Source organism: Actinoplanes sp. NPDC026619 (genome assembly GCF_040638295.1).
In the GTDB taxonomy this organism is placed as follows: domain Bacteria; phylum Actinomycetota; class Actinomycetes; order Mycobacteriales; family Micromonosporaceae; genus Actinoplanes.
In genome coordinates this window covers 19,126-39,004 of record NZ_JBEZYA010000040.1, presented here as the reverse complement: position 1 = coordinate 39,004, position 19,879 = coordinate 19,126, and the positions used below count along the sequence as shown (strand labels likewise).

Annotated in this window: 14 protein-coding genes; 8 read left to right on the top strand and 6 right to left on the bottom strand. The window is 72.4% G+C overall.

Features of this window, described 5'->3' with window-relative positions; all coding sequences use genetic code 11:
* Window positions 1-2: 2 nt before the first annotated feature.
* Window positions 3-4,190, bottom strand: a complete 4,188-nt coding sequence (locus AB0E90_RS46700; protein ID WP_360419308.1) for an NACHT domain-containing protein — start codon at window positions 4,188-4,190, stop codon at window positions 3-5.
* Window positions 4,191-4,332: 142 nt separating this feature from the next.
* Between AB0E90_RS46700 and AB0E90_RS46695 the strand changes: the two genes are divergently transcribed.
* Window positions 4,333-6,033, top strand: a complete 1,701-nt coding sequence (locus AB0E90_RS46695) for a rhamnogalacturonan lyase B N-terminal domain-containing protein (protein WP_360419306.1) — start codon at window positions 4,333-4,335, stop codon at window positions 6,031-6,033.
* Between the two features lie 76 nt (window positions 6,034-6,109).
* Here the strand turns inward: AB0E90_RS46695 and AB0E90_RS46690 are convergent, their stop codons facing one another.
* Both AB0E90_RS46690 and AB0E90_RS46685 read right to left on the bottom strand, forming a co-directional pair.
* Entirely contained in the window at window positions 6,110-6,313 is a 204-nt protein-coding gene (locus AB0E90_RS46690; RefSeq protein ID WP_360419304.1) for a hypothetical protein, read from the bottom strand.
* The gene (locus AB0E90_RS46685; RefSeq protein WP_360419303.1) at window positions 6,310-6,891 is read right to left on the bottom strand and encodes an alpha/beta fold hydrolase; all 582 of its coding nucleotides are present in this window, start codon (window positions 6,889-6,891) and stop codon (window positions 6,310-6,312) included. Before AB0E90_RS46685 ends, AB0E90_RS46690 begins: the two co-directional genes overlap by 4 nt.
* Before the next feature lie 98 nt (window positions 6,892-6,989).
* Here AB0E90_RS46685 and AB0E90_RS46680 point away from each other — a divergent pair, with 98 nt between their 5' ends.
* A complete protein-coding gene (locus AB0E90_RS46680; protein WP_360419301.1) occupies window positions 6,990-7,379 on the top strand; it encodes a helix-turn-helix domain-containing protein in 390 nt (129 codons plus the stop codon).
* 17 nt (window positions 7,380-7,396) lie between these two features.
* On the opposite strand, the gene AB0E90_RS46675 is transcribed toward AB0E90_RS46680, so the two are convergent.
* Window positions 7,397-8,941, bottom strand: a complete 1,545-nt coding sequence (locus AB0E90_RS46675; RefSeq protein WP_360419299.1) for an ABC transporter family substrate-binding protein — start codon at window positions 8,939-8,941, stop codon at window positions 7,397-7,399.
* Between AB0E90_RS46675 and AB0E90_RS46670 the strand changes: the two genes are divergently transcribed.
* Window positions 8,942-9,925, top strand: a complete 984-nt coding sequence (locus AB0E90_RS46670; RefSeq protein ID WP_360419297.1) for an ABC transporter permease — start codon at window positions 8,942-8,944, stop codon at window positions 9,923-9,925. It begins immediately after the preceding gene.
* A complete protein-coding gene (locus tag AB0E90_RS46665) occupies window positions 9,918-12,899 on the top strand; it encodes a dipeptide ABC transporter ATP-binding protein (protein ID WP_360419294.1) in 2,982 nt (993 codons plus the stop codon). The genes AB0E90_RS46670 and AB0E90_RS46665 overlap by 8 nt, the downstream gene beginning before the upstream one ends.
* Here the strand turns inward: AB0E90_RS46665 and AB0E90_RS46660 are convergent.
* Window positions 12,896-14,029, bottom strand: a complete 1,134-nt coding sequence (locus AB0E90_RS46660; RefSeq protein ID WP_360419291.1) for a glutamate--cysteine ligase — start codon at window positions 14,027-14,029, stop codon at window positions 12,896-12,898. The two genes, AB0E90_RS46665 and AB0E90_RS46660, sit on opposite strands and share 4 nt — an antisense overlap.
* Window positions 14,030-14,752: 723 nt before the next feature.
* On the opposite strand from AB0E90_RS46660, the gene AB0E90_RS46655 reads away from it, so the two are divergent.
* Window positions 14,753-14,974: a hypothetical protein gene (locus AB0E90_RS46655; RefSeq protein WP_360419289.1), complete on the top strand. Its 222-nt coding sequence runs from the start codon at window positions 14,753-14,755 to the stop codon at window positions 14,972-14,974.
* Here AB0E90_RS46655 and AB0E90_RS46650 read toward each other — a convergent pair.
* Window positions 14,956-15,318 (bottom strand): helix-turn-helix domain-containing protein, encoded by a 363-nt coding sequence (locus tag AB0E90_RS46650; RefSeq protein WP_360419287.1) that lies wholly within the window; start codon window positions 15,316-15,318, stop codon window positions 14,956-14,958. The genes AB0E90_RS46655 and AB0E90_RS46650 overlap by 19 nt on opposite strands.
* Window positions 15,319-15,427: 109 nt before the next feature.
* Between AB0E90_RS46650 and AB0E90_RS46645 the strand changes: the two genes are divergently transcribed.
* The 3 genes from AB0E90_RS46645 to AB0E90_RS46635 all read left to right on the top strand — a co-directional run bounded on the left by AB0E90_RS46645 (window position 15,428) and on the right by AB0E90_RS46635 (window position 19,820).
* Entirely contained in the window at window positions 15,428-16,267 is an 840-nt protein-coding gene (locus AB0E90_RS46645) for an NAD(P)H-binding protein (protein ID WP_360419285.1), read from the top strand.
* A 62-nt stretch (window positions 16,268-16,329) separates the two neighbouring features.
* A complete protein-coding gene (locus AB0E90_RS46640; protein WP_360419283.1) occupies window positions 16,330-18,648 on the top strand; it encodes a DUF6493 family protein in 2,319 nt (772 codons plus the stop codon).
* Window positions 18,645-19,820, top strand: coding sequence for an SWIM zinc finger family protein (locus AB0E90_RS46635; protein WP_360419281.1), 1,176 nt, complete (start codon window positions 18,645-18,647; stop codon window positions 19,818-19,820). Before AB0E90_RS46640 ends, AB0E90_RS46635 begins: the two co-directional genes overlap by 4 nt.
* Window positions 19,821-19,879: the final 59 nt, after the last annotated feature.

Sequence of the window (19,879 nt, the reverse complement as noted above, 5' to 3'; positions counted from 1 at the left end):
TCTCAGGCGGCGCCCCGCTCCTGGCAGATCTTGCGGTACGGCACGGTGGGCACCAGGTCGATCCAGCGGGCCCGGGTCAGCGGCGGGCCGGCCCGGTCGCATGCCTCGCGCCACGGGTCGGCCGCCTCGGCGACCGGCGGCCGGCCGATCGGCCAGCTGGTGAGAAGCGGCTGCGGCGTCTTCGTGTAGACGGAGCGGTCGTCCGGCGTGCCGTGCCAGAACAGGCCCCAGCTGCTGCCGCTGCCGCCCAGCTCGACGGCGGAGATGGCCGGGCCCAGCCGTACCGTCTCGGAGATCTGCCCGGCGTTGGTCAGCCGCCACATCATCGATTCGCCGCCAGGCACCGCCGCGACCGCGGCTCCGTCGCCGAAGGCGCCGGTCCAGTCGCCGCCGTCGGGCACGGAGAGCCGCAGTGGCACCGGCCGGTCGGTGCCCAGGTGCCACAGGTAGGGCGACCCGCCGACGGCGTCCACGAACGCCCAGGCCTCGTCGCCGGAGACGCCGGCGGATCCGACGAACTGGCGAGGGCTGTAGTAGTAGTGCAGGTTGTACGCGGGCCCATCGGCGACGGCACGGATCCCGCGGTCGATGCTCCACAGCCGGCCGGTGCCGTTCGACCGGTTGACCATGGCCCACCGGCCGGTGATCCAGGAGCGCAACGGGTCCACGCCGGTGCCGGCATCACGCACCACCGGCGCCGCACCGGTGAGGTCGACCAGGTGCGCCCGGCCGTCCGTGGTGACGACGAGCGCGGCCTGGTAATCGGGTCCGAAATGGGCCGCGGCGACATCGGCCACGAGGGTGGTCACCTCGTCCGGGTGCTCCAGGTCGACCAGATCCATCCGGCGGCCGTCGAATCGCAACAGGTGGTTCTGGCCGACCAGCCGGACAACGCACTGCCCCTCGGAGGACGTGGTGCAGCGCTGCCTCAGGTCGAAGTCGCGGGTGGCCGAGTCCGCGGGTCGCAGGGCCGTGAACTCGCCGAAGAAATCGTCGCCGGCCAGGAGCCAGTCACCACGCGCGCCGACGATGCCGCCGAAGAACGGGCCGCTCATCGCACCCGCCGGCGCGTCGAGCGGGCCGCGCAGGTCCCAGACCGACATCCGGCCCGCCTCGGTTCTGCTCAGCACCCAGTTCTCGTCCGGATCGAACGAGATCGTCCGGACCCCGGGCCCGAGCGAGATGGCGGCCGCGGGCCGGGTGAGGTCCCACAGCCGGCCGGTGCCGTCGGCGCCGTGCATGGCCAGCCACCGGTTGCCCACCGCGGCGAGGCTGCCGTCGGGCAGCCGCACGTCCACCCGCTCCGGCGTGCCGGTGAGCCGCCACACCTGGAGGCCGGCCCGCGAGCGCAGGACCACGAAGGTGTCGCTGCCGCCGGCGATCTCGGTGACGCCGGTGGCCAGCACGCGGGGCCGCCGGTCGGCCGAGGACAGGTCCCAAGCCACCGCGACGTGGTCGGGCCGCAGCACGACCCGCCACCGGCCCACCTCAGCGCTGTCCCCGACACGGGCCCAGGCGACGGCGGGCGACGTCGCACGCATCCGCAGGAACGTGGCGAGCTCCGCACGCGAGCTGCTGTCCGGGTCGATCTCGGCGGCCGCGATCCGCAACCGCCACGCGTCCGCCGACCGGTCCTCCGCCAGCCGGTCGGCTCGCAGCAGCAGCTGAGCGGCCAGTTCGCTGCGCCGGTCCAGACGATCGTTTAACACGTCCTCCCCGAACGGCTGCCCGCCGAGCAGGACCAGCCCGGCCACGACGATCACGATGATCACCGTGACATAGCCGGTCGTCTCGTTGGCCACCATCGCCCGCACCCGCTCGGAATGCTGCCGCTCGGCCGCGTCGCCGAACGTGCGCGCCTCGGGCCGCAGCCGGCGACCGGCCGGGGCCGGGCCGGCGAGGTGCTCCTCGAGGCGGTCGTGCCGGAACTGGTAGACCGGGCCGACCTGCCGCAGGATCTGTCGCGTCGCGTGTGCGTCCTCCAGGAACCCGACGATGTTCCACGGCAACCGACCCCAGGCCGCGAGCCAGCCGCCGGCCAGCGCGTACGCCACCGACGGCGAGCCACCGCCGAACAGCACCGCGGCGAACGCGGCGAACGCCAGCCAGGCCGGCCCGTCCCACCGGCCCGAGCTGTGCTCGCCGACCCGGAGCAGGCCCGGCGCGTACAGCACGAAGGCCGCCGCGCCCGCGCCCGCCGAGACCGCGGCGCTCACCGCGACGAGCAGAGCGATGACGCGGTCGGTGCGCAGCGCCGACCGCGGGCTCACCGGCACCTGGTCGTCCAGTGGCGTGGCCAGCCACCGGCCGATCCCGATCGGCAGGGCCAGCGCCGCCGTGATCGCGAGCGCAACCAGCAGGGCCGGGGTGAGCCCGGCCGCCAGCACCCCGGCCCACTCCGCGATCGGGTCGGCCGGGTCGTAGTCGCGCAGGCCGATGACCAGGCCGATGACCAGGCCGAGCGGCAGACCGTAGGCCAGGCCCGTGCCCACCCCGCGCAGCAGCGCGACGGGCAGCCGGGACAGCCGCCACGACGGCTGGGCCGGCAGCGACCCGCGCCAGCCACCGAGCACGTTGTTGACCAGGCTGAACGCCGCGGCGATGCCGGCCGCCACCAGCGCGGTGTTCTGATAGGTGAGCGCGTTCCAGCGGACGCCGTCGTCGGCCAGGTCGATCACGAAGCCGGCGGCCGTCAGGGTGGCGGCCGCCGCGCAGACGTCCCGGATCATGGTGGCCGGCATCAGCAGGGTCCGGGCGAGCCGGCCGCCGCCGGGCCGGGTGCGCGTTCCCCGGGCCGCGCCCAGAGCCGCCACGACGCCGACCGCCAGGGACAGCATCAGACCCATTTCGACGTTGACCCGCACACCGCCGGCGAACGGCCGCAGCACCGCGCAGGAGAGCGCGCCACCGGCGGCCACCACGGTGGCGACCAGCAGCATGAGCACCGCGGACGGCACCGCGGTGGACAGCGCCCACCAGGTGAGGTTGGGACTGAACAGCCGGTGCCGCAGGTGCCGGGCGAGGGTGGCCAGGTGGCGTTCCGACCGGCGGTCCGGATAGGCGCCGGCCAGGAACCGGTCGAGCAGATGCCGCTCGACCGCCTCCCGGGAGTCGAGCGCCAGCAGCTCGTCCGGCGAGGTCCGCCGCGGCTGGAACGCCGCCCGCGCCAGCGCGATCATCAGCGGCGTGGACAGGGCCCGGGCGAGCGGCCCCTGGTGATCGGCCCGCAGGACGGTGGCGACGCCGTCCCAGCGCACGGCGTCCGCGGGGTCCTCACCGCCGGCCAGGAAGGCCACGGCGTCGTCGACGCCGACCGGCTCGATGGTCACCTCGGCCGCCATCGGCAGCCGGCCCACCTCCTGCACGATCTTGTCGTAGTCGCCGCTGCGGCAGGTGATCACCGTGGCCGTCGCCACGCCGCTCAGCTGCCGGACGGCCGGGGCGGCGAGCGACGGCGCCATCTCGTCCATCCCGTCCAGGATCAGCAGGACACGGTCCTGGGCGAGCAGCTCGCGCGGCGCGTCCGGGCCGTACTTCGCCGGATTGGCCAGCTCCGGGTAGCTCTCCTCGATCCACTCCGCCGCCCACGCGGCCAGCGGCTGCAGGTCGGGCCGCCAGCCGGCCAGCGGCAACAGCACCGGCACCCGGTCGTGCTCGGCCAGCGCCGCCACCAGGAACAGCGCCGCGACCGTGCTCTTGCCCGAGCCCGGCTCGCCCCGGATCACCAGCTGCGGCGTCCTGAGCCGGCGGAACTGCCGCACCAGCTCGCCGGCCGGCTCACGCCCGGACGGATCGATCAGGAGGCGTCCGTCCCGGACAGCCGGACGGGTCACCGCCGCCGGGCGGCCGGTCAGGCGCCAGGTGAGCCGCAGCGGCGCCGGCTGCCGCAGCCGGCGCGCCAGCAGCTCCGCGGTCCAGTCCCGGCGCACGCCCGCGCGCAGCGCCGCGGCCGCGGCGTCCAGGGCGTCTTCCGGCGCCTCCGGCGGCCGTCCGCGGAGCAGCACCACCGAGAGCACCAGCGACGCCGCACCGATCAGACCGGACGCGACGCTGGCGAGCGAGTCGGCGGTCTGCAGGACGTCGCCGGCCTGGGCCAGCAGCGAGGCGAACGCGACCACCGCGACCAGGAAGCAGCCGACGGCGAACCAGACCCGGCGCGCGGACGATCGAACGCGACGCTGGCCCGGCATGGCAGCAGGCTAGGGCACCGGATCGCGCCGGCCCGGGTCCCACGCCTGGCAGTCACCCGAGAGGAGGCGCCGTTTTCTGTTGTCGGCGGACGCCTTCGGCATCAACAAGTTCGTAGTGGGTCGCGTCCGAAGGAGTGTCCGCATGTCCCTGTCCCCCGAACCCCCGCCACGTCCGCACCACCTGAGCCGCCGCCGGCTGATCAAAACCGGCGGCATCGGTGGGCTGGTCATCGGCGCCGCCGGGCTGATCGAGTCGTTCGCGCCCGACGCGCACGCCGCCTCGGCGGCCAGTTACACCGACGACGGCACCAACTACGTGGTGAACACCGGCGCGAACCTGGTCTTCAAGGTCAACCACAGCAACGGCGACCTCGTCTCGCTGGTTTACCGCGGCGTCGAGTACCAGGGCTACAACGGCAAGAACTCGCAGGTCGAGATCGGCCTGGGCGCCTCGGCGGTGACGATCAAGGCCACCTCGTCGGTCATCGTGATCAAAGTCGTGCACGGCACGCTGGTGCACTACTACGTGGCCCGCGCCGGGGAGAACAACATCTACCTGTTCTCCTACAAGGACGCCGGCTCGACGACCATGCAGCGGTTCATCGTGCGCCTCAAGCCCGGCCTGCTGAACTTCACCGGCGGCGACGCCTGGGACGCTTCGGTCAGCACCATCGAGTCCGCGGACATCTTCAAAGAGCCCGACGGCACCACCCACGCAAAGCACTATTCCGGCGTACGCGTCAAGGACTACGACTACATCGGCGCCACCAACAGCGCGAAGACCGTCGGGGTGTTCATGGTCCGCAGCAACCACGAGAAGGCCTCGGGCGGCCCGTTCTACCGCTCGCTGCTGCGCACCGGCAGCACCGGCTCGCCGGACCTCTACGAGATCGTCTGGTACGGCATGGCCCAGACCGAGGCGCAGCGATGGGGCCTGCACGGCCCGTACGTCCTGTCGTTCACCGACGGCGGCGCGCCGGCCACCTCGCTCTACGCCCGCAACCGCGACACCACCTGGGTCGACTCGCTGGGCCTGCAGGGCTGGACCGGCGCCGCCGGGCGCGGCCGGGTGACCGGCGTCGGCATCAACGGGCGGGACAGCTCCAACCCGTACACCGTCGGCTTCGCCAGCACCGCCGCGCAGTACTGGGCCGGAGCCGACGCGACCACCGGCTACTTCAGCTGCCCCGGGATGCTTCCCGGCGTCTACACGATGACCATCTACAAGAGCGAACTGGCCGTCTGGGCCGGCTCGGTCACGGTCACCGCCGGCGGCGTCACTGCGCTGAACACCATCACGATCACCAACGACCCGGAAAGTGCCGCCGCGATCTGGCGCATCGGCAGCTGGAACGGCACGCCCGGCGGCTTCAAGAACGCCACCCTGATGACCTACGCCCACCCCTCGGACGCCCGCGCGGCCGCCTGGACCGAGAACTTCATCGTCGGCACGTCGGTGGCGGCCGACTTCCCGTGCTACCAGTGGAACGACATCAACAACGGCCTGATCGTCTACTTCAAGCTCACCGCCGCGCAGGCCGCCGCCGCGCACAGTCTGCGGATCGGGATCACCGCCAGCTACATCAGCGGCCGCCCGCAGGTCAGCGTGAACAGCTGGACCTCGGCCGCGCCCGCCGCCCCGGCCAGCGCCAAGACCCGCAACCTGACCGTCGGCACCTACCGCGAGTGGAACACCACCTTCACCTATTCGATCCCGGCCAGCGCCTTCCAGACCGACGTCACCCAGTGGAACCAGCTGAAGCTGAACATCATCAGCGGCTCCGCCGGCGACGGCTACCTCAGCCCCGGCGTCTCCTACGACTGCCTCGACCTGCTCTCCTGACCTACCGTCTACACCGCCTCCCTCTCGAGCTGACCTGCCCCGACCAGCGGCCCGGCCCGGGAACTCCCGGCCGGGCCTACAGGTGCGCGAGCAACGCCCGCGGGCGATCCAGCGGCACGATGTGGCCGCACTCGGGAATGAGATGCCCCTCGAGATCGTCGGCGATCGGCCACAACTGCCGGTACAACGCGTCGCCGACCGGCCGGGCGCCGATCGCCGTCACCGGCATCAGCAGGCGCCGAGGCGCCTCCGACGCGATCTGGCCGGCGGTCACGCTCATCGCGCGATAGTGCGCGAAGGCGCAGCGCAGGTTTCCCGGCCGGTGTACGCCGTGACGAACGCATCCCGAATATCACTCGGGACGCCCGACCCGTCGAACGTGCCGGCCCGCAGGAAGAAATCGAGGTATTCGCCCTCGTGACCGATCAGGACGTTCTCGGCCAGGCCGGGGACGTGGTGGAAGCCGAACCACCACGGCGGCGTGAAGCCCTCGGCGCCGCCGAGCACCGCCTCCATCACCACCAGCCGCGACACCCGCTCCGGATGACGCAACGCCAGCAGCACCGCCGGCGGCACCCCCAGGTCGAGGGCCACCACCTCGGCAGCGGGGACGTCCAGGGCGTCGAGCAGCGCCCGGGCGTCCTCCGCGAGCGTGCCCGCGTCGTACCCGCCGGATGCCCGCGTGGTGCCGCCGAGGCCGCGCAGGTCCGGCGCGATCACCCGCCGGGTGCGGGCCAGCTCGGGGATGACCGCGGACCAGACCTGCCAGGTGTGCGGAAACCCGTGCAGCAGCAGGATCGCCGGGCCCGCACCGGCGACCGTCGCGTTGATCTCGATGCCGTTGGCGGCGACGCGCATGTCACTCCCGGGGTGGTAACCATCAGTTACCTGATCACCGTAGGAAAGACTAGAGTCGGCCGGAAGAACGCACTTCGCCGAAAGGTGGTAACCCCGTGGTGCCTGCCCGACGGGGCGATCTCTTCGATCCGGCCTGCCCCACCCGGCGGCTGCTCGACCGGGTCGGCGGCAAGTGGGTCGCGATGATCGTGAAGGTGCTGGCCGAGGCCGAGCCGGCCGAGCTGGGTTTCGCCGAGCTCCGGCGCCGTGTCCCCGGCATCTCGCACAAGATGCTGGCCCAGACCCTGCGCTCGCTGACCGCCGACGGTCTGGCCGGCCGGCGGGTGGAGCCCGCCACCCCACCACGGGTGTATTACCGGCTCACCGATCTGGGCCGCTCGCTCGACGAGCCGCTGGCCGCCCTGCGTGAGTGGGCCGAACGGCACATGCCGGACATCGACGACTTCGCCCGGCGGGCCGGCGCCCCCTCGGAAGGGGGCGCCGGTTAGCCGGCGATGTCGAGCGGCTACTTGAGGTAGCCGACCTCGACGTACTGCCGGTCGTCACGCAGGCCGAACGCGCCGAAGTTGGCCAGGCCGTCGCGCACCGCCAGGATCTGCGGTGTCTGGAACAGCGCGATCGAGTGCTCCTCCTGCCAGAGCAGCACGTCGATCTGGTTGAGCAGGGGGATCTGCTTGGGGTGGTCGGTCTCGGCGGCGGCCTGGCCGATCAGCTTGTCGATCTCGGGCGAGCCGATCCGGCCGTAGTTCTGCTCGCCGTTGCTGAGGAAGACCGGGTAGGACAGCGACGGGAAGACCTGGTCGACGTTGCGGAACGAGACCAGGTCGAACGAGCCGGTGTTGACGTACTTCTCGAAGAAGTCGTTGCCGGGCACCTTGCGCAGCTCGATCGTGATGCCGGCCTGGGCCAGCATGTTCTGGATCAGCTGCGGGACGGTCGAGGTGCTGCTGGCGCTCACGACGTACGTCAGCTTCAGTGGTTTCCCGGCGTAGCCGGCCTGTTCCAGCAGTGACTTGGCGCGGGCGAGATCGAGTTTGCCGTACTCGGCGGCGTTGTCGGCGTAGCCGTCCTGGCTCGGCATGAGGAAGTGGTTGCCGACGGTGTGCACGGCGAACGGGAGCCCGGAGGACTGCGCCTTGGCGATCGCGTCGCGGTCGATCGCGGCGCCGATCGCCTGACGCACCCGCACGTCGGCGAGTGGGCCCTTGCTACCCAGGGTCAGGACGGTGAGGTCCCAGCGGCCGCCACTGCGAATCTTGGTGCGGGCCGCTCCGGCGAGCCGCTTGTAGTCGTCCGGCTGCCGGCCGGGTGCCTGGTCGATCTCGCTGTTGAGGTACGCGTCGGTGATCGCCGCCGAGTCCAGCGCCCGGAACACCACCGAGTCGAGCACCGGCTTGACGCCCCAGTAGCCGGGGTTGGGGACGAGCGTGATGGTCTGCGCCGTCTTGTCGGCCGTCCCGATCTTCCACGGGCCGCCCCAGACCGGCACCTTCTCGATCCACCCGGTGTTGAACTCTGCCGGCGTGTCCAGCGCGGTGCCCGGCAACAGCGGATCGAAGAGCGACTGCCAATCGGCGTACGGCTCCCGGAAGGTGACCTTGACCTCGCGTTCGTCGGCGCCCTTCTCGACATTCGCGATGACGTCGTAGCCGGTGCTGCCGGAGATCTGGAAGCGTTTGTCGGCGCCGTTGCGGGTCTTCCACTGGGTGGCGAAGTCCTGCCAGGTGATCGGCGTCTGATCGGACCAGATCGCGGCGGGGTTCAGCTTGTACGTCACCACCTGCGGATTCGTGCCGGTCACCGCGGCCGCGGCCAGCACGTCCGGGTTGGGTGACGGTTTCGCGCTCTCGTCCAGGAACCACAGCCGTGGCTGGGTCATCGCCAGGATCGCCTGCGCGTCGCCCTGGGTGCCGTCGACCTGCCCGACGTTGTATTGGCTGATCCACTGCTGGATCGACAGGTTCAGCGTGCCACCGGTCTTCAGCGCGCTGCGCGGTTGCTCGTTGATGTCGGTGCTACCGGTCCTCGGCGCCGCCGACTGGCTGACCACGTGCTGGCCTACCTGATCCGACGGCTGGCGTACTTCACGGGGCTCATGCTGGTGGCGGCGTTCCTGTCGTACGTGCTGGCCGCCACCGCACTCTCGCCGCGGGCCTACTTCGAGGCCCGGCAACCGCCTCCGCCGGCGGCGCAGGTCGACGCCCAGCTCGCCACCATCGGGCTCGACCCGTCGCAACCCGTCCTCGTCCGCTTCGGGCACTGGGCCGCGCACGCCGTCCGGGGCGATCTCGGCCGCAGCATCCGGGGCGGCCCGATCGACGACGAGTTCGGCCGGCGGATCGGGGTCAGCCTGCGGCTGCTGGTGCTGGGCACGGCGATCGGCACCGGCCTCGGCGTGCTGATCGGCATGTGGAGCGCGGTCCGGCAGTACCGGCTGTCCGACCGGGCCATGACCCTGATCGCGTTCGTGCTGCTGTCCACGCCGACGTTCCTGCTCGCGCTGCTGCTGAAGATCGGCGCGCTCGCCCTCAACCAGGGCACCGGGCGGCAACTCATCTCGTTCACCGGCGAGGGGACCCCGGGGCTCACCGAACCGTTCGGGGCGGTGTTCGCCGACCGGGCCGTCCACCTGTTGCTCCCGACGCTGTCCATCGGGCTGGCCACGCTCGCCTCGTACAGCCGCTATCAGCGCAGCGCCATGCTCGACGTGCTCGGCGCCGACTACCTGCGCACCGCCGAGGCCAAGGGCCTGTCCCGCCGCCGGGTGCTGATCAAACACGGCCTGCGAACGGCGCTGATCCCGATGTCGACGTTCTTCTCGTTCGGCTTCCTCGGCGTCCTCACCGGCGCCACCTTCACCGAGAAGATCTTCGGCTGGCACGGCATGGGCGAGTGGTTCATCGACTCGATCAACAACAACGACGTCAACGCGGTGGTGGCGGTCAACCTGTTCGCGGCCGGCACGGTGCTGCTCTCCGGGCTGCTCGCCGACCTGCTGCACGCCGCCCTCGACCCGCGGGTGCGCCATGGTTGAGCTGCTCGCCGAAGCGGCCGACACCGCCCGCCGCGCTCCCACCGGGCGGCTGCGGGTCGTCGCCGCCCGGCTGGCCCGCCACCCGGGCGCGCTGACCGGCCTGGCCGTCGTCGTTGTGCTCTTCCTGCTTGCCTTCGCCGGGCCCTATCTGACGCACTGGTCCTACCGCGACATCGACTACACCGCCCTGCGCGCGGCGCCGTCGCCACAGCACTGGTGGGGCACCAACGGCATCGGCCAGGACGTCTACGCGCAGACCCTGCGCGGGCTGCAGAAGTCGCTGCTGATCGGGCTGGCCGTGGCCGTCTCCACCACGGTGATGGCCGCGCTGGCCGGCGCGGTCGCCGGCTACTTCGGCGGTCGGCTCGAACGCCTCCTGCTGTTCGTCGTCGACCTGCTGCTCATCTTCCCGGCGTTCCTGATCATCTCGATCATCTCGCCGCGGTTGCGCAGCGGCGGCTGGGTGGCGTTCATCGGGCTGCTCGCGGTCTTCGGCTGGATGATCTCGGCCCGGGTCGTGCGCACCCTGACGATCTCCCTCAAACAGCGGCAGTTCGTGCTGGCCGCCCAGTTCATGGGGGTGCGGCCGCTGACCATCGTCTTCCGGCACATCCTGCCGAGCACCGCGTCGTTCCTGATCGTCGACGCCACCATCGCGGTCGGCGGCGCGGTGATGACCGAGACGTCGCTGTCCTACTTCGGGTTCGGCGTCCAGCCGCCGGACGTGTCGCTCGGCACCCTCATCGCCGACGGCACCGCGTCCGCCGTGACGTACCCCTGGATCTTCTTCTTCCCGGCGATTCTGCTGGTCGTCTTCGTGGTGGCGGTCAATCTCGTCGGCGACGGCCTGCGCGACGCGATCGACCCGACCTCGGCCTCGAACCGGGCGGCCGCGCGGGCGACCGGCCGCACCGTGGCCGCGCCCCGCCCGCCGGTCGCCGACGACGTCGTGCTGGCCGTGCACGACCTGCACGTGTCGTTCCCGTCGGCGGACGGCCCGGTGCCGGTGCTGCGCGGCGTCGACCTGGTCGTGCGCCGCGGCGAGGTGCTCGGCATCGTCGGCGAGTCCGGCTCGGGCAAGTCGGTCACCGCCCTCGCCACGCTCGGCCTGCTGCCGGCCGAGGCCACCGTGACCGGCTCGATCAGCGTCACCGGCCAGGAGGTGATCGGGGCGTCCCGGCGGACCCTCGCCACGGTGCGCGGCGCCCGGGCGGCCATCGTCTTCCAGGACTCGCTGTCCGCGTTCACGCCGATCTACCGGATCGGCGACCAGATCGCCGAGGCGATCCGGGCGCACCACGACATCGACCGGGCCGCCGCCCGCCGGCGCGCGGTGGAACTGCTCGACCTGGTCGGCATCCCCGATCCGGCGGTGCGCGCCGACGCCTTCCCGGAGGAGTTCTCCGGCGGCATGCGGCAGCGCGCGATGATCGCGATGGCCATCGCCAACGATCCCGACCTCATCCTCGCCGACGAGCCGACCACCGCCCTGGACGTGACGGTCCAGGCGCAGATCCTCGACGTGCTGCGCACCGCCCAGCGGGAGACCGGCGCCGCGCTCGTGCTGATCAGCCACGACCTGGGGGTGATCGCCCGGATGGCCGACCGGGTCGCGGTCATGTACGCCGGCCGGGTGGTCGAGTCGGCGCCGGCCGGCGACCTGTTCGCCCGCCCGCTGATGCCCTACACACTCGGCCTGATCGGCGCCCTGCCCACCCTCGCCACCGGCCGGGACCGCCGTCTGGTGCCGATCCCGGGCCGCCCGCCGAGCCCGCGGCAGCACACCGGCTGCCCCTTCGCCGACCGCTGCCCGATGGTCGAACCGGCCTGCCGCCTGGCCGAACCGGCACTCGAGGACACCGCCGGTCACGCCGTCGCCTGCCGCCGTTCCGCCGAGATCGCCGACCGATCGATGACGCCGGCCGAGATCTACGGCATCGCCGCCACCGCGCCGCCCGCGGAGCCGGCCGCCGGGGAGACGGTGCTGGACGTGCGCGGGCTGGTGAAGACGTTCGCGCAGTACCGCGGCAAGGTCTTCAAGCGCCGCACCGGCAGCGTTTTCGCGGTGGACGGTGTCGACCTGCACATCCGGCGCGGCGAGACACTCGCGCTGGTCGGCGAGTCGGGCTGCGGCAAGACCACGACGCTGCACGAGATCCTCGGCCTGACCCCGCCCGAGGCCGGCCAGGTCACGTTGTTCGGCCGGCCGGTGGACGCCACCCTCGGGCCGGCCGAGCGGGCCGCGTTACGCGGCCACGTCCAGCTGGTCTTCCAGGATCCGATGGCCAGCCTCGACCCGCGCCTGACCGTCGGCGACATCATCGGCGAACCGATGCGCGCCCAGCATGCGCCGCCGCCCACGATCGGCCTCCGGGTGGCCGAGGTGCTCCGCCTGGTCGGCCTGGAACCGGAGCACGCGCGGCGGTTCCCGCACGAGTTCTCCGGCGGCCAGCGGCAGCGGATCGCGATCGCCCGGGCGCTGAGCGTCGAGCCGGCGCTGCTCGTCCTGGACGAGCCGGTGTCCGCCCTCGACGTGTCCGTCCAGGCCGGCATCCTCAACCTGCTGCGCGACCTGAAGGCACGGCTGGGCCTGGCCTACCTGTTCGTCACCCACGATCTCGCCGTGGTCGCCACGATCGCCGACCGGGTCAGCGTCATGTACCTCGGGCGGATCGTCGAGACCGGCGACGTCGACGCGGTGTTCGGTGCGCCACGGCACCCGTACACCCGGGCGTTGCTGTCGGCCGTGCCGGTGCCCGACCCGGCGGTGGAACGGGCCCGCGAGCGGATCCTGCTGACCGGCGACCCGCCGGGCGCCGGTGTCCGGAGCACCGGCTGCCGGTTCCGGGCGCGCTGCCCCCTCTTCGCCCGGCTGCCCGAGTCGCAGCGGGCCCGCTGTGCCGACCAGGAACCGCGGCTCGCCGGCGACGAGCGCCGGCAAGCCGCCTGCCACTATCCGGACGACTGGGCCTAGGTCGAGATGCCCTCGTGCAGTTCTCGCGCCAGCGCGGACACGACCGCCTTGAGGCTTCCGTGGCTGGCCCCGGCCACCCGCAGCTGGCGCTGATAGCTCGCCCCGCGCTCGACGATGTCTCGGCACTGCTCCAGCTCGGCCGCGCAGTCGAGCGAATCCGCGATCGGGGCCAGGGCCGGCAGCAGCTCGTCGAGATCCTCGGTCACGAGCCGCTCGTCACCGGCGGCGTTGCGGATGATGATCGCCTCCATGCCGTACCGGGCCGCTCGCCACTTGTTCTCCCGGACGAACCACGGCTGCATCCTCGGCACCTCCCGGCCGGCGTCCAGCTCCCGGGAGAAGTGCTCGACCAGGCACTGGGTCAGGGCGGCGAGCGCGCCGATCTCCCGGGCGGTGGGAATGCCGTCGAACGTACGCACCTCGATCGTGCCCCACTTCGGCGACGGCCGGATGTCCCAGCGCAGCTCGTTCAACTCCTCGATGACGCCGATGTGCTGGAGATCGGCAACCATCGACTCGTACTGCGCCCACTCGGTGAACTGCGGTGGCAGGCCGGCCGTCGGGAGCTGCTGGAACATCAGCGCCCGGTTGGAGGCGTAACCGGTGTTCTCCCCCGCCCAGAACGGGCTCGACGCGCTGAGCGCCTGGAAGTGCGGCAGATAGGTGAGCAGGCCGTCGATGATCGGCAGCACCTTGCGGCGGTCCTCGACCGCGACGTGGACGTGCACCCCCCAGATCATCATCTGCCGGCCCCACCAGCGGGTGCGGTCGATGAGCGTGTCGTAGCGCGGCTTGCCCGGCGTCACCTGCTGCTGGAACCACTGGCTGAACGGGTGCGTTCCGGACGAGAGGAGGTCGATGCCCATCGGTTCGGCGATCGCGCTCACCCGCTCGACGAGCCCGGTGAGGTCGGCGACGGCGTCCCGGGCCCGGTGATGCGGCGCGCTGACGATCTCGATGGTGTTGGTCAGCAGCTCGTTCGTGACGTGCGGGAACCCGTCCGCGGAGCCGAGCCGGGCAAGCAGCTCCGGGCCCGCGGGGGCAAGCTCACCGCTGCGCCGGTCGACGCACGCGATCTCCCACTCGATCCCCAGGCGCGATCTCAGCGACGGGGCGAAATCAATGCCCACGGATCAAACGGGCCGTACGACGATCATGCCGACCACACTATCCCGATAGCTCCGGGCCGGTACGGGCGACACGACATCGCGCCGATCACGGGTGGCGCTGCTGCAGGCCGAAGGCGCTGCGGTGGAAGACCAGCGGCAGCGAGTGGTCGGCGTGCTCGACCGCGTGCAGCTGCAGCAGCACGATGGTGTGGTCGCCCGCGCGAACTCCCGCGCGAGTACAAGCCGCCCAGGACGCCCGGCGACCGAGCGATGGCCGACGGCCGTGGCGTCGCATGCGTGATCACGCTCGCGGCCGGCGTCCTCGTCGCCGTCTACGCCACCCGCTCGCCGACGGCGGTGAGCGGTGGGCCTCCTGGCGCGGCGCGCTGCGCACCGAGGGCTACGTCCTCCTGCTGACGAGCGTGACCTTGCTGCTCGGCGCGCTGTTGCACGCCCCGCTCGCGATCCGCCGCGGCGCTCGCATGCGGGCCGGCTGGCTGGCGGCGGCCGGGCTGTTCGCGTACACCATGGTCGTCGGCCTGCTGGCCGTCCCGCTTGCCGGCATCGCCCCGCAGGAGTCGCCCGAATTCGTCCGCGACGACCCCGGCGCCCTGTACGCATACTTCCTGGGCACAGTCCTCATCGGACCGGCTCTGCTCGCCGCCCTCGGCGGACTGTTCCTACGGCCCGAGGCGTCTCGGCGGCCGGGGCTGCGCGACAACCGCCCGGAGGACGCCGTCGATCGTGGTCCCCGCGGTCATGAGCCGGCTGCAGGACGTCCGGCTCTGGGGCGAGGCGCCCCCAGGCCTGCTGGCGGCGGGCGCCCGCACGGCGCTCATCGCGCAGCTGACCCGCTTCGCGCACCCGGACCTGGTTGGTTTCGCCACGATCCTGGTGGTGCCCCCGGCTTATATGTACGTCCTGCGCCGCGTCGCCCGATCGAGGAGTCAACGCCCCGCGTCGTAGGCCTGCCGTGCCCGCTCCACCGCGCTGAGGTTGGTGTCGGCCCAGGTGGTCAGGTTAGCGAAGAGCGGGCCGAGGCTGGCGCCGAGCTCGGTGATCTCGTATTCCACCCGGGGCGGCACCTCGGCGTGATAGGTGCGTGAGACGAGCCCGTCCCGTTCGAGCTGGCGAAGCCGCTGGGTGAGCACTTTCGGCGTGATACTGGTCAGCCGCCGCTCCAGCTCGACGAAGCGCTGACGGCCGTACTCATGAAGGGCCCACAGGATGGGCGTGGTCCATCGGCTGAACACGATGTCGACGACCGGCGTGACCGGGCACGCCAGCTCGGAATCGGCCGACCGCTCCACGTGCCCTCCGTCACAGTCCCATTACTATCCTCTAGGTACCTACTATATCGACGCTACTAACGTCTCCTCCAGCCGGCGCGAACGACGCGGGCGAACGGGAGATACAGGCATGTTTGTCGTGGTAGGAGCAACCGGGAACGTCGGCCGCACGCTGACGTCGATCCTCGCGGCGTCGGGTGCCGCGGTGACGGCCGTGTCCCGTGGGCAACGGCCAGTCGTCGTCCCCCACACGGTCCACGTCCACCGCGCGGACCTCACGCAGCCGGCGAGCCTGCGTCCGGCGCTCACCGGAGCCGAAGCGCTGTTCCTGCTGGTGGAGGGCGCCGGGGCGAACCTCGACATGGCCGAGATCCTGCGGGTCGTCACGGCCGCCGGCGTGAAGCGCATCGTGCTGCAGTCCTCGCAGGCGGTCGGCACGCGCCCAGGAGCGGGATCGCACGCGCCGCTGCAGGCCATCGAGGACCTGGTGCGCCGGTCCGGCCTCGGCTGGACGGTCCTGCGTCCCGGCGGCTTCGCCTCCAACGCCTTCGCCTGGGCCGAGCCGATCCGGGCCGAGCGGAGGGTGGCCGCACCGTTCGGCGACGTCGGCCTGCCCGTGGTCGACCCGGACGACATCGCCGAGGTCGCCGCCGCCGCGCTCCGCGACACCGCGCACGACGGCCGCACCTACGAGCTGACCGGCCCGGCCCTGAGCACGCCGCGCGAACGGGTCGCCGATCTCGCCGCCGCGCTGGGCGAGCCGATCGGCTTCGCCGGGCAGACACCGGACGAGGCCCGCGAACAGATGCTGCGGTTCATGCCGCCACCGGCGGTCGAGGGCACGCTGGCGATCATCGGCGCGCCGACCGAACGGGAGCAACGGATCAGCCCCGACGTGGCCGAGGTTCTGGGCCGCTCACCCCGACCGTTCCGCGCCTGGGCGACACGCAACATCGACGCTTTCCGCTGAGGCGCCGGGCCGGATCCCAGCAGCGACAGTAAATGCGATCCGGGATCCGGCAGAATCTGATCATGGCCTCTGTCGACGAGATCGTCGCCGCGCTCGCGGACACCCCGGCTGCGGAGCGCGTCGGCTGGCAGTTCGCGGACGAGCTGAGCCGTCTCGACGATCCGGTGCGGCCGCCGGAGAAGCCGGTCCCGGACTGGTTCCGGCAAGGTGTCGAACACGCGGTCGGCTGGCTCGCGACGACGTGGCCGCAGCGGCCGCTGTTCCGGCCGATCCGGGCGCTGGACCGGGCGAGGATCGTCCCGCTGCCGCATGACGACGCGTACATCCTCGCGATGGTGTCGGCGCTCGGCGATCGCGGGGACGCGGCCTACCGGCTCGACGCGATCCGCGCCGACGACGAGCTGCGTGCCGACCTGCTCTGGCGGGTGTTCGAGGTCGAGGGCGGCGGCGAGGTCAGCCTCACGAACGTCGACAAGTTCAGCATGCCGGGATGCGGGTGGGCGGACGCGTTCCGGACCCTGGTCGCGGACGGCACGCTCCCCCGCGACCGGGTGCTGTCCGCGTGCCTGGCCGCACTGGGGCGCGACTTCAGCACCTACCGGGCCGGCTTCTTCGCCCGGCTGTTCGACTCGCTGACGCCGGCCACCGGCGAACTCCTGGCCGCGCAGACCCGGCTGCTGCGGCTGCTGTCCTCGACGGTTCCGGCGACCGTCAGCTTCGCGGTCCGGCACCTGGCCACGATCGACCGGGACGACGACGCGTTCCTCGACGCCTGCCCGCCCGCCCTGGTGGTGCCGGCCAAGAACACCCCGCTGATCGTCCTGCGGCTGGTCGAAGCGGCCGCGAAACACCATCCGGAGCGGGCCGCGGAGGTCGCCGCCACCGCATTGGAGCACCGGCATCGCGACGTACAGAAAGCCGCTCTGTCGCTTTTGCATAACCTGAACGCCGGCGACCTCGTGGCCGCCCGGCTCGACCTGCTCGAGCCTTCGGTGGCCCGGCAGGCGACCGCCTGGTTCGGCTTCACCCGCGACGACGAAAACCCGGCGCCTGCGGCGATTCCAGAGACCAGAACCAGCGGGCGTACGGCGGGAGAACGCGCCGCCGCTCTACTCGCCGGGGACACCGACCCGTGGGAGATCGAACAGTTCCTGGCCGAGGTCGCCGCCGGCCGGGCCGCCGTCGAACTGCGCAAGCCCGCCCGCCGCGCGCTGCAGTACCGGGGCGAGTTGCGGCACGTGGTCGCCGCACTGCTTCTCGGCGAGCAGCCACATATCTACGGGGCCCGGTTCCTGGCCGCCCGGATCGGCGAGATCCAGGCCCGCTCCGGCCCGTGCACCCTGCTCGCCACCCCGACCGATCCGACCGGATGGCTGGATCCGGCGGAATTCCTGCGCCGCCTGTCCGGCACACCCGAGCCGATGCGGCACGACCTGATCGCCGCCCTGCTCCGGCTGCACCCGGACGGTCGCGCCGAGGCCCTGCACACCGCCCGCACCCGGCCCGGCGACGCGGGCGCCGCCATCCGGTACGCGCTCGGCGGCGCCCCGGCCGAGATCGGCGACCCGGCCATCTGGGTGGCCGCCGCCCGCACCCGCGCCCCGCTCGACGACGACCCGAACCTGATCGCGGCCGGTCTCACCGGCGCCGGCCGGGGCCACGCCGCCCGCCTGACCCTCCGGCTGACCTCGAAGTCCTGGAGTTATCAGGCCGCGACCGGCAACCGCACGGTCGTCGTCTGGGAACCGCACATCGACGTCGAACCTCCGGTCACCCCCAGCGCCGACCAGCCGACCGTGCCCGTCACGGACGGGTCGGCCGGCTTCGTCCGATGGCAGGCGCAGACCTGGCCGCACGACGCGGAAACGTTCCTGACGGCCGAGATCGACCCGGCGATGTCGGCCGCTTACGGCGAGAACGACGGCCGGACCCCGGACCGCCTCGACGCCCTGCTCACCCACCCCGGCCGGCTGGGGCCGATGGCCGCGTCGGTGCTGGCCGCGGCCCTTACCGCGCAGGACACCGGCTGCCGCATCCGGGCCGCCGAGGCACTCACGACGCTCGTTCCACATCGGATCCCGGCGCCGGTGATGGCCGGCGCGATGGCACAGCTCGCCGGGCACGCCACCGCGAACCGGTGGGCGGGCGCGCTGCGTAACACCGGACAACCGGGCACGGTGATCGCGGTCCTCGGCGCGCTGCTGCCGCAGCTCCCGCACGATCATCCCGGCCTGAGCGCGCTGCTGGAGGCGTTGCTCGAGGAGAGCGTACGGATGTCCGCCGTACCGTCCGCCGCTCTTCGCCCTTGGCTTCTCGGGTTCGCCGGGTCGTCGAAAGCCGCCCGGACCGCCCGCGACCTGCTGCGGCTGGACGCGGCGTGACCGTAGAGCAGCTCTACCGCTACCGGCATCCGTCCATCCTGGACACCGACGGCCTGCGGCTGGCCACCTCCGGCGGGCCGGCTGACCACCCGTACTTCTTCGATGGTCTGATCGAACGCCCGCCGATCGTCGCCGCCGGTCTTCTCGCCGTGGCCCGGGTCGCCCGCACCCGCTTCTACACACCGCCGAGCATGGTCGCCGCGATCCTGCGCGCCGCCGACCCGATCGTGACCAGCGACGGCGCGAAGCTGCGGTTCGAGAGCTTCTCCGCGGACTGCGGGGTCTACGCCCGGCTGGACGTGCTGCCCGACGGCCTGGACACGGCACCGCACGCGCGGGGAACGACCAATGTGGACTTCAACGGCCCGATGCGGGACGCCCTCGCCGGCCTGTCCGGCCACGACCCGATGCATCTGGCCGTCGGCGACGACGAGGTCCGGGTACGCACCCTGGACGCCGAAGCGGTCGAACGCCGGGTGCCGCTGCCCGGCCGCTGGGTGCGCAGCCTCGCCGAACTGAACGTGATCGCCCGCGCCATGCAACCGGCCGCCACCTATCCGGCCGCACACCTGCGCCGCCTGCTGCAGACCCAGCCCCGCGGCCCGCGCAACGCCGGCGTCCTGCACGTCACCCCCGGCCCCGGCGGCCCGCGGCTCGCCACCCGCCCGGCAGCCGGCAGCGTCGCCGTCGCCGGCCTCGACCGGCTGCGCGTGGTCGAACCGCTGCTACGCCATGCGACGACGGTGCGCACCTTCGGCCTGAACACCGGCAGCGCCTGGTTGCTCGAGATGCCCACGGCTCGCCTGACCGTGCTGCTCAGCCCGGCCGTCAGCCGCGGCTTCTCCGGCGAGGGCGGCCTGCTGGAAACCGGCCCCGACCACGACGCCGGCTACGACCTGGCCGACGGCAGCACGTTCGACCGCGAACTGCCGCTGGATGCCCGCGCCGTCTACGCCGACCAGCCCCGGCTGCGCGACGCCCGGGCACTGGTCGAGGCCGGCGCGGTGAAACCGGGCCCGGCCCACACGATCGTCGAGAGCGGCGGCACCGCCTACACCGTGCGCCGCACCCCGGACGGCGAACGCTGTACCTGCGCCTGGTTCGCCACCCACGGCCTCGGCCGGGGCCCCTGCAAACACATCCTCGCGACCCGCCTGCCCAGAGCCCGATGACCGGTTCGGTGGTACGCCGGAGTGGCGCACCGGCTTCGAGGCGGGAAACCCGCTACCGT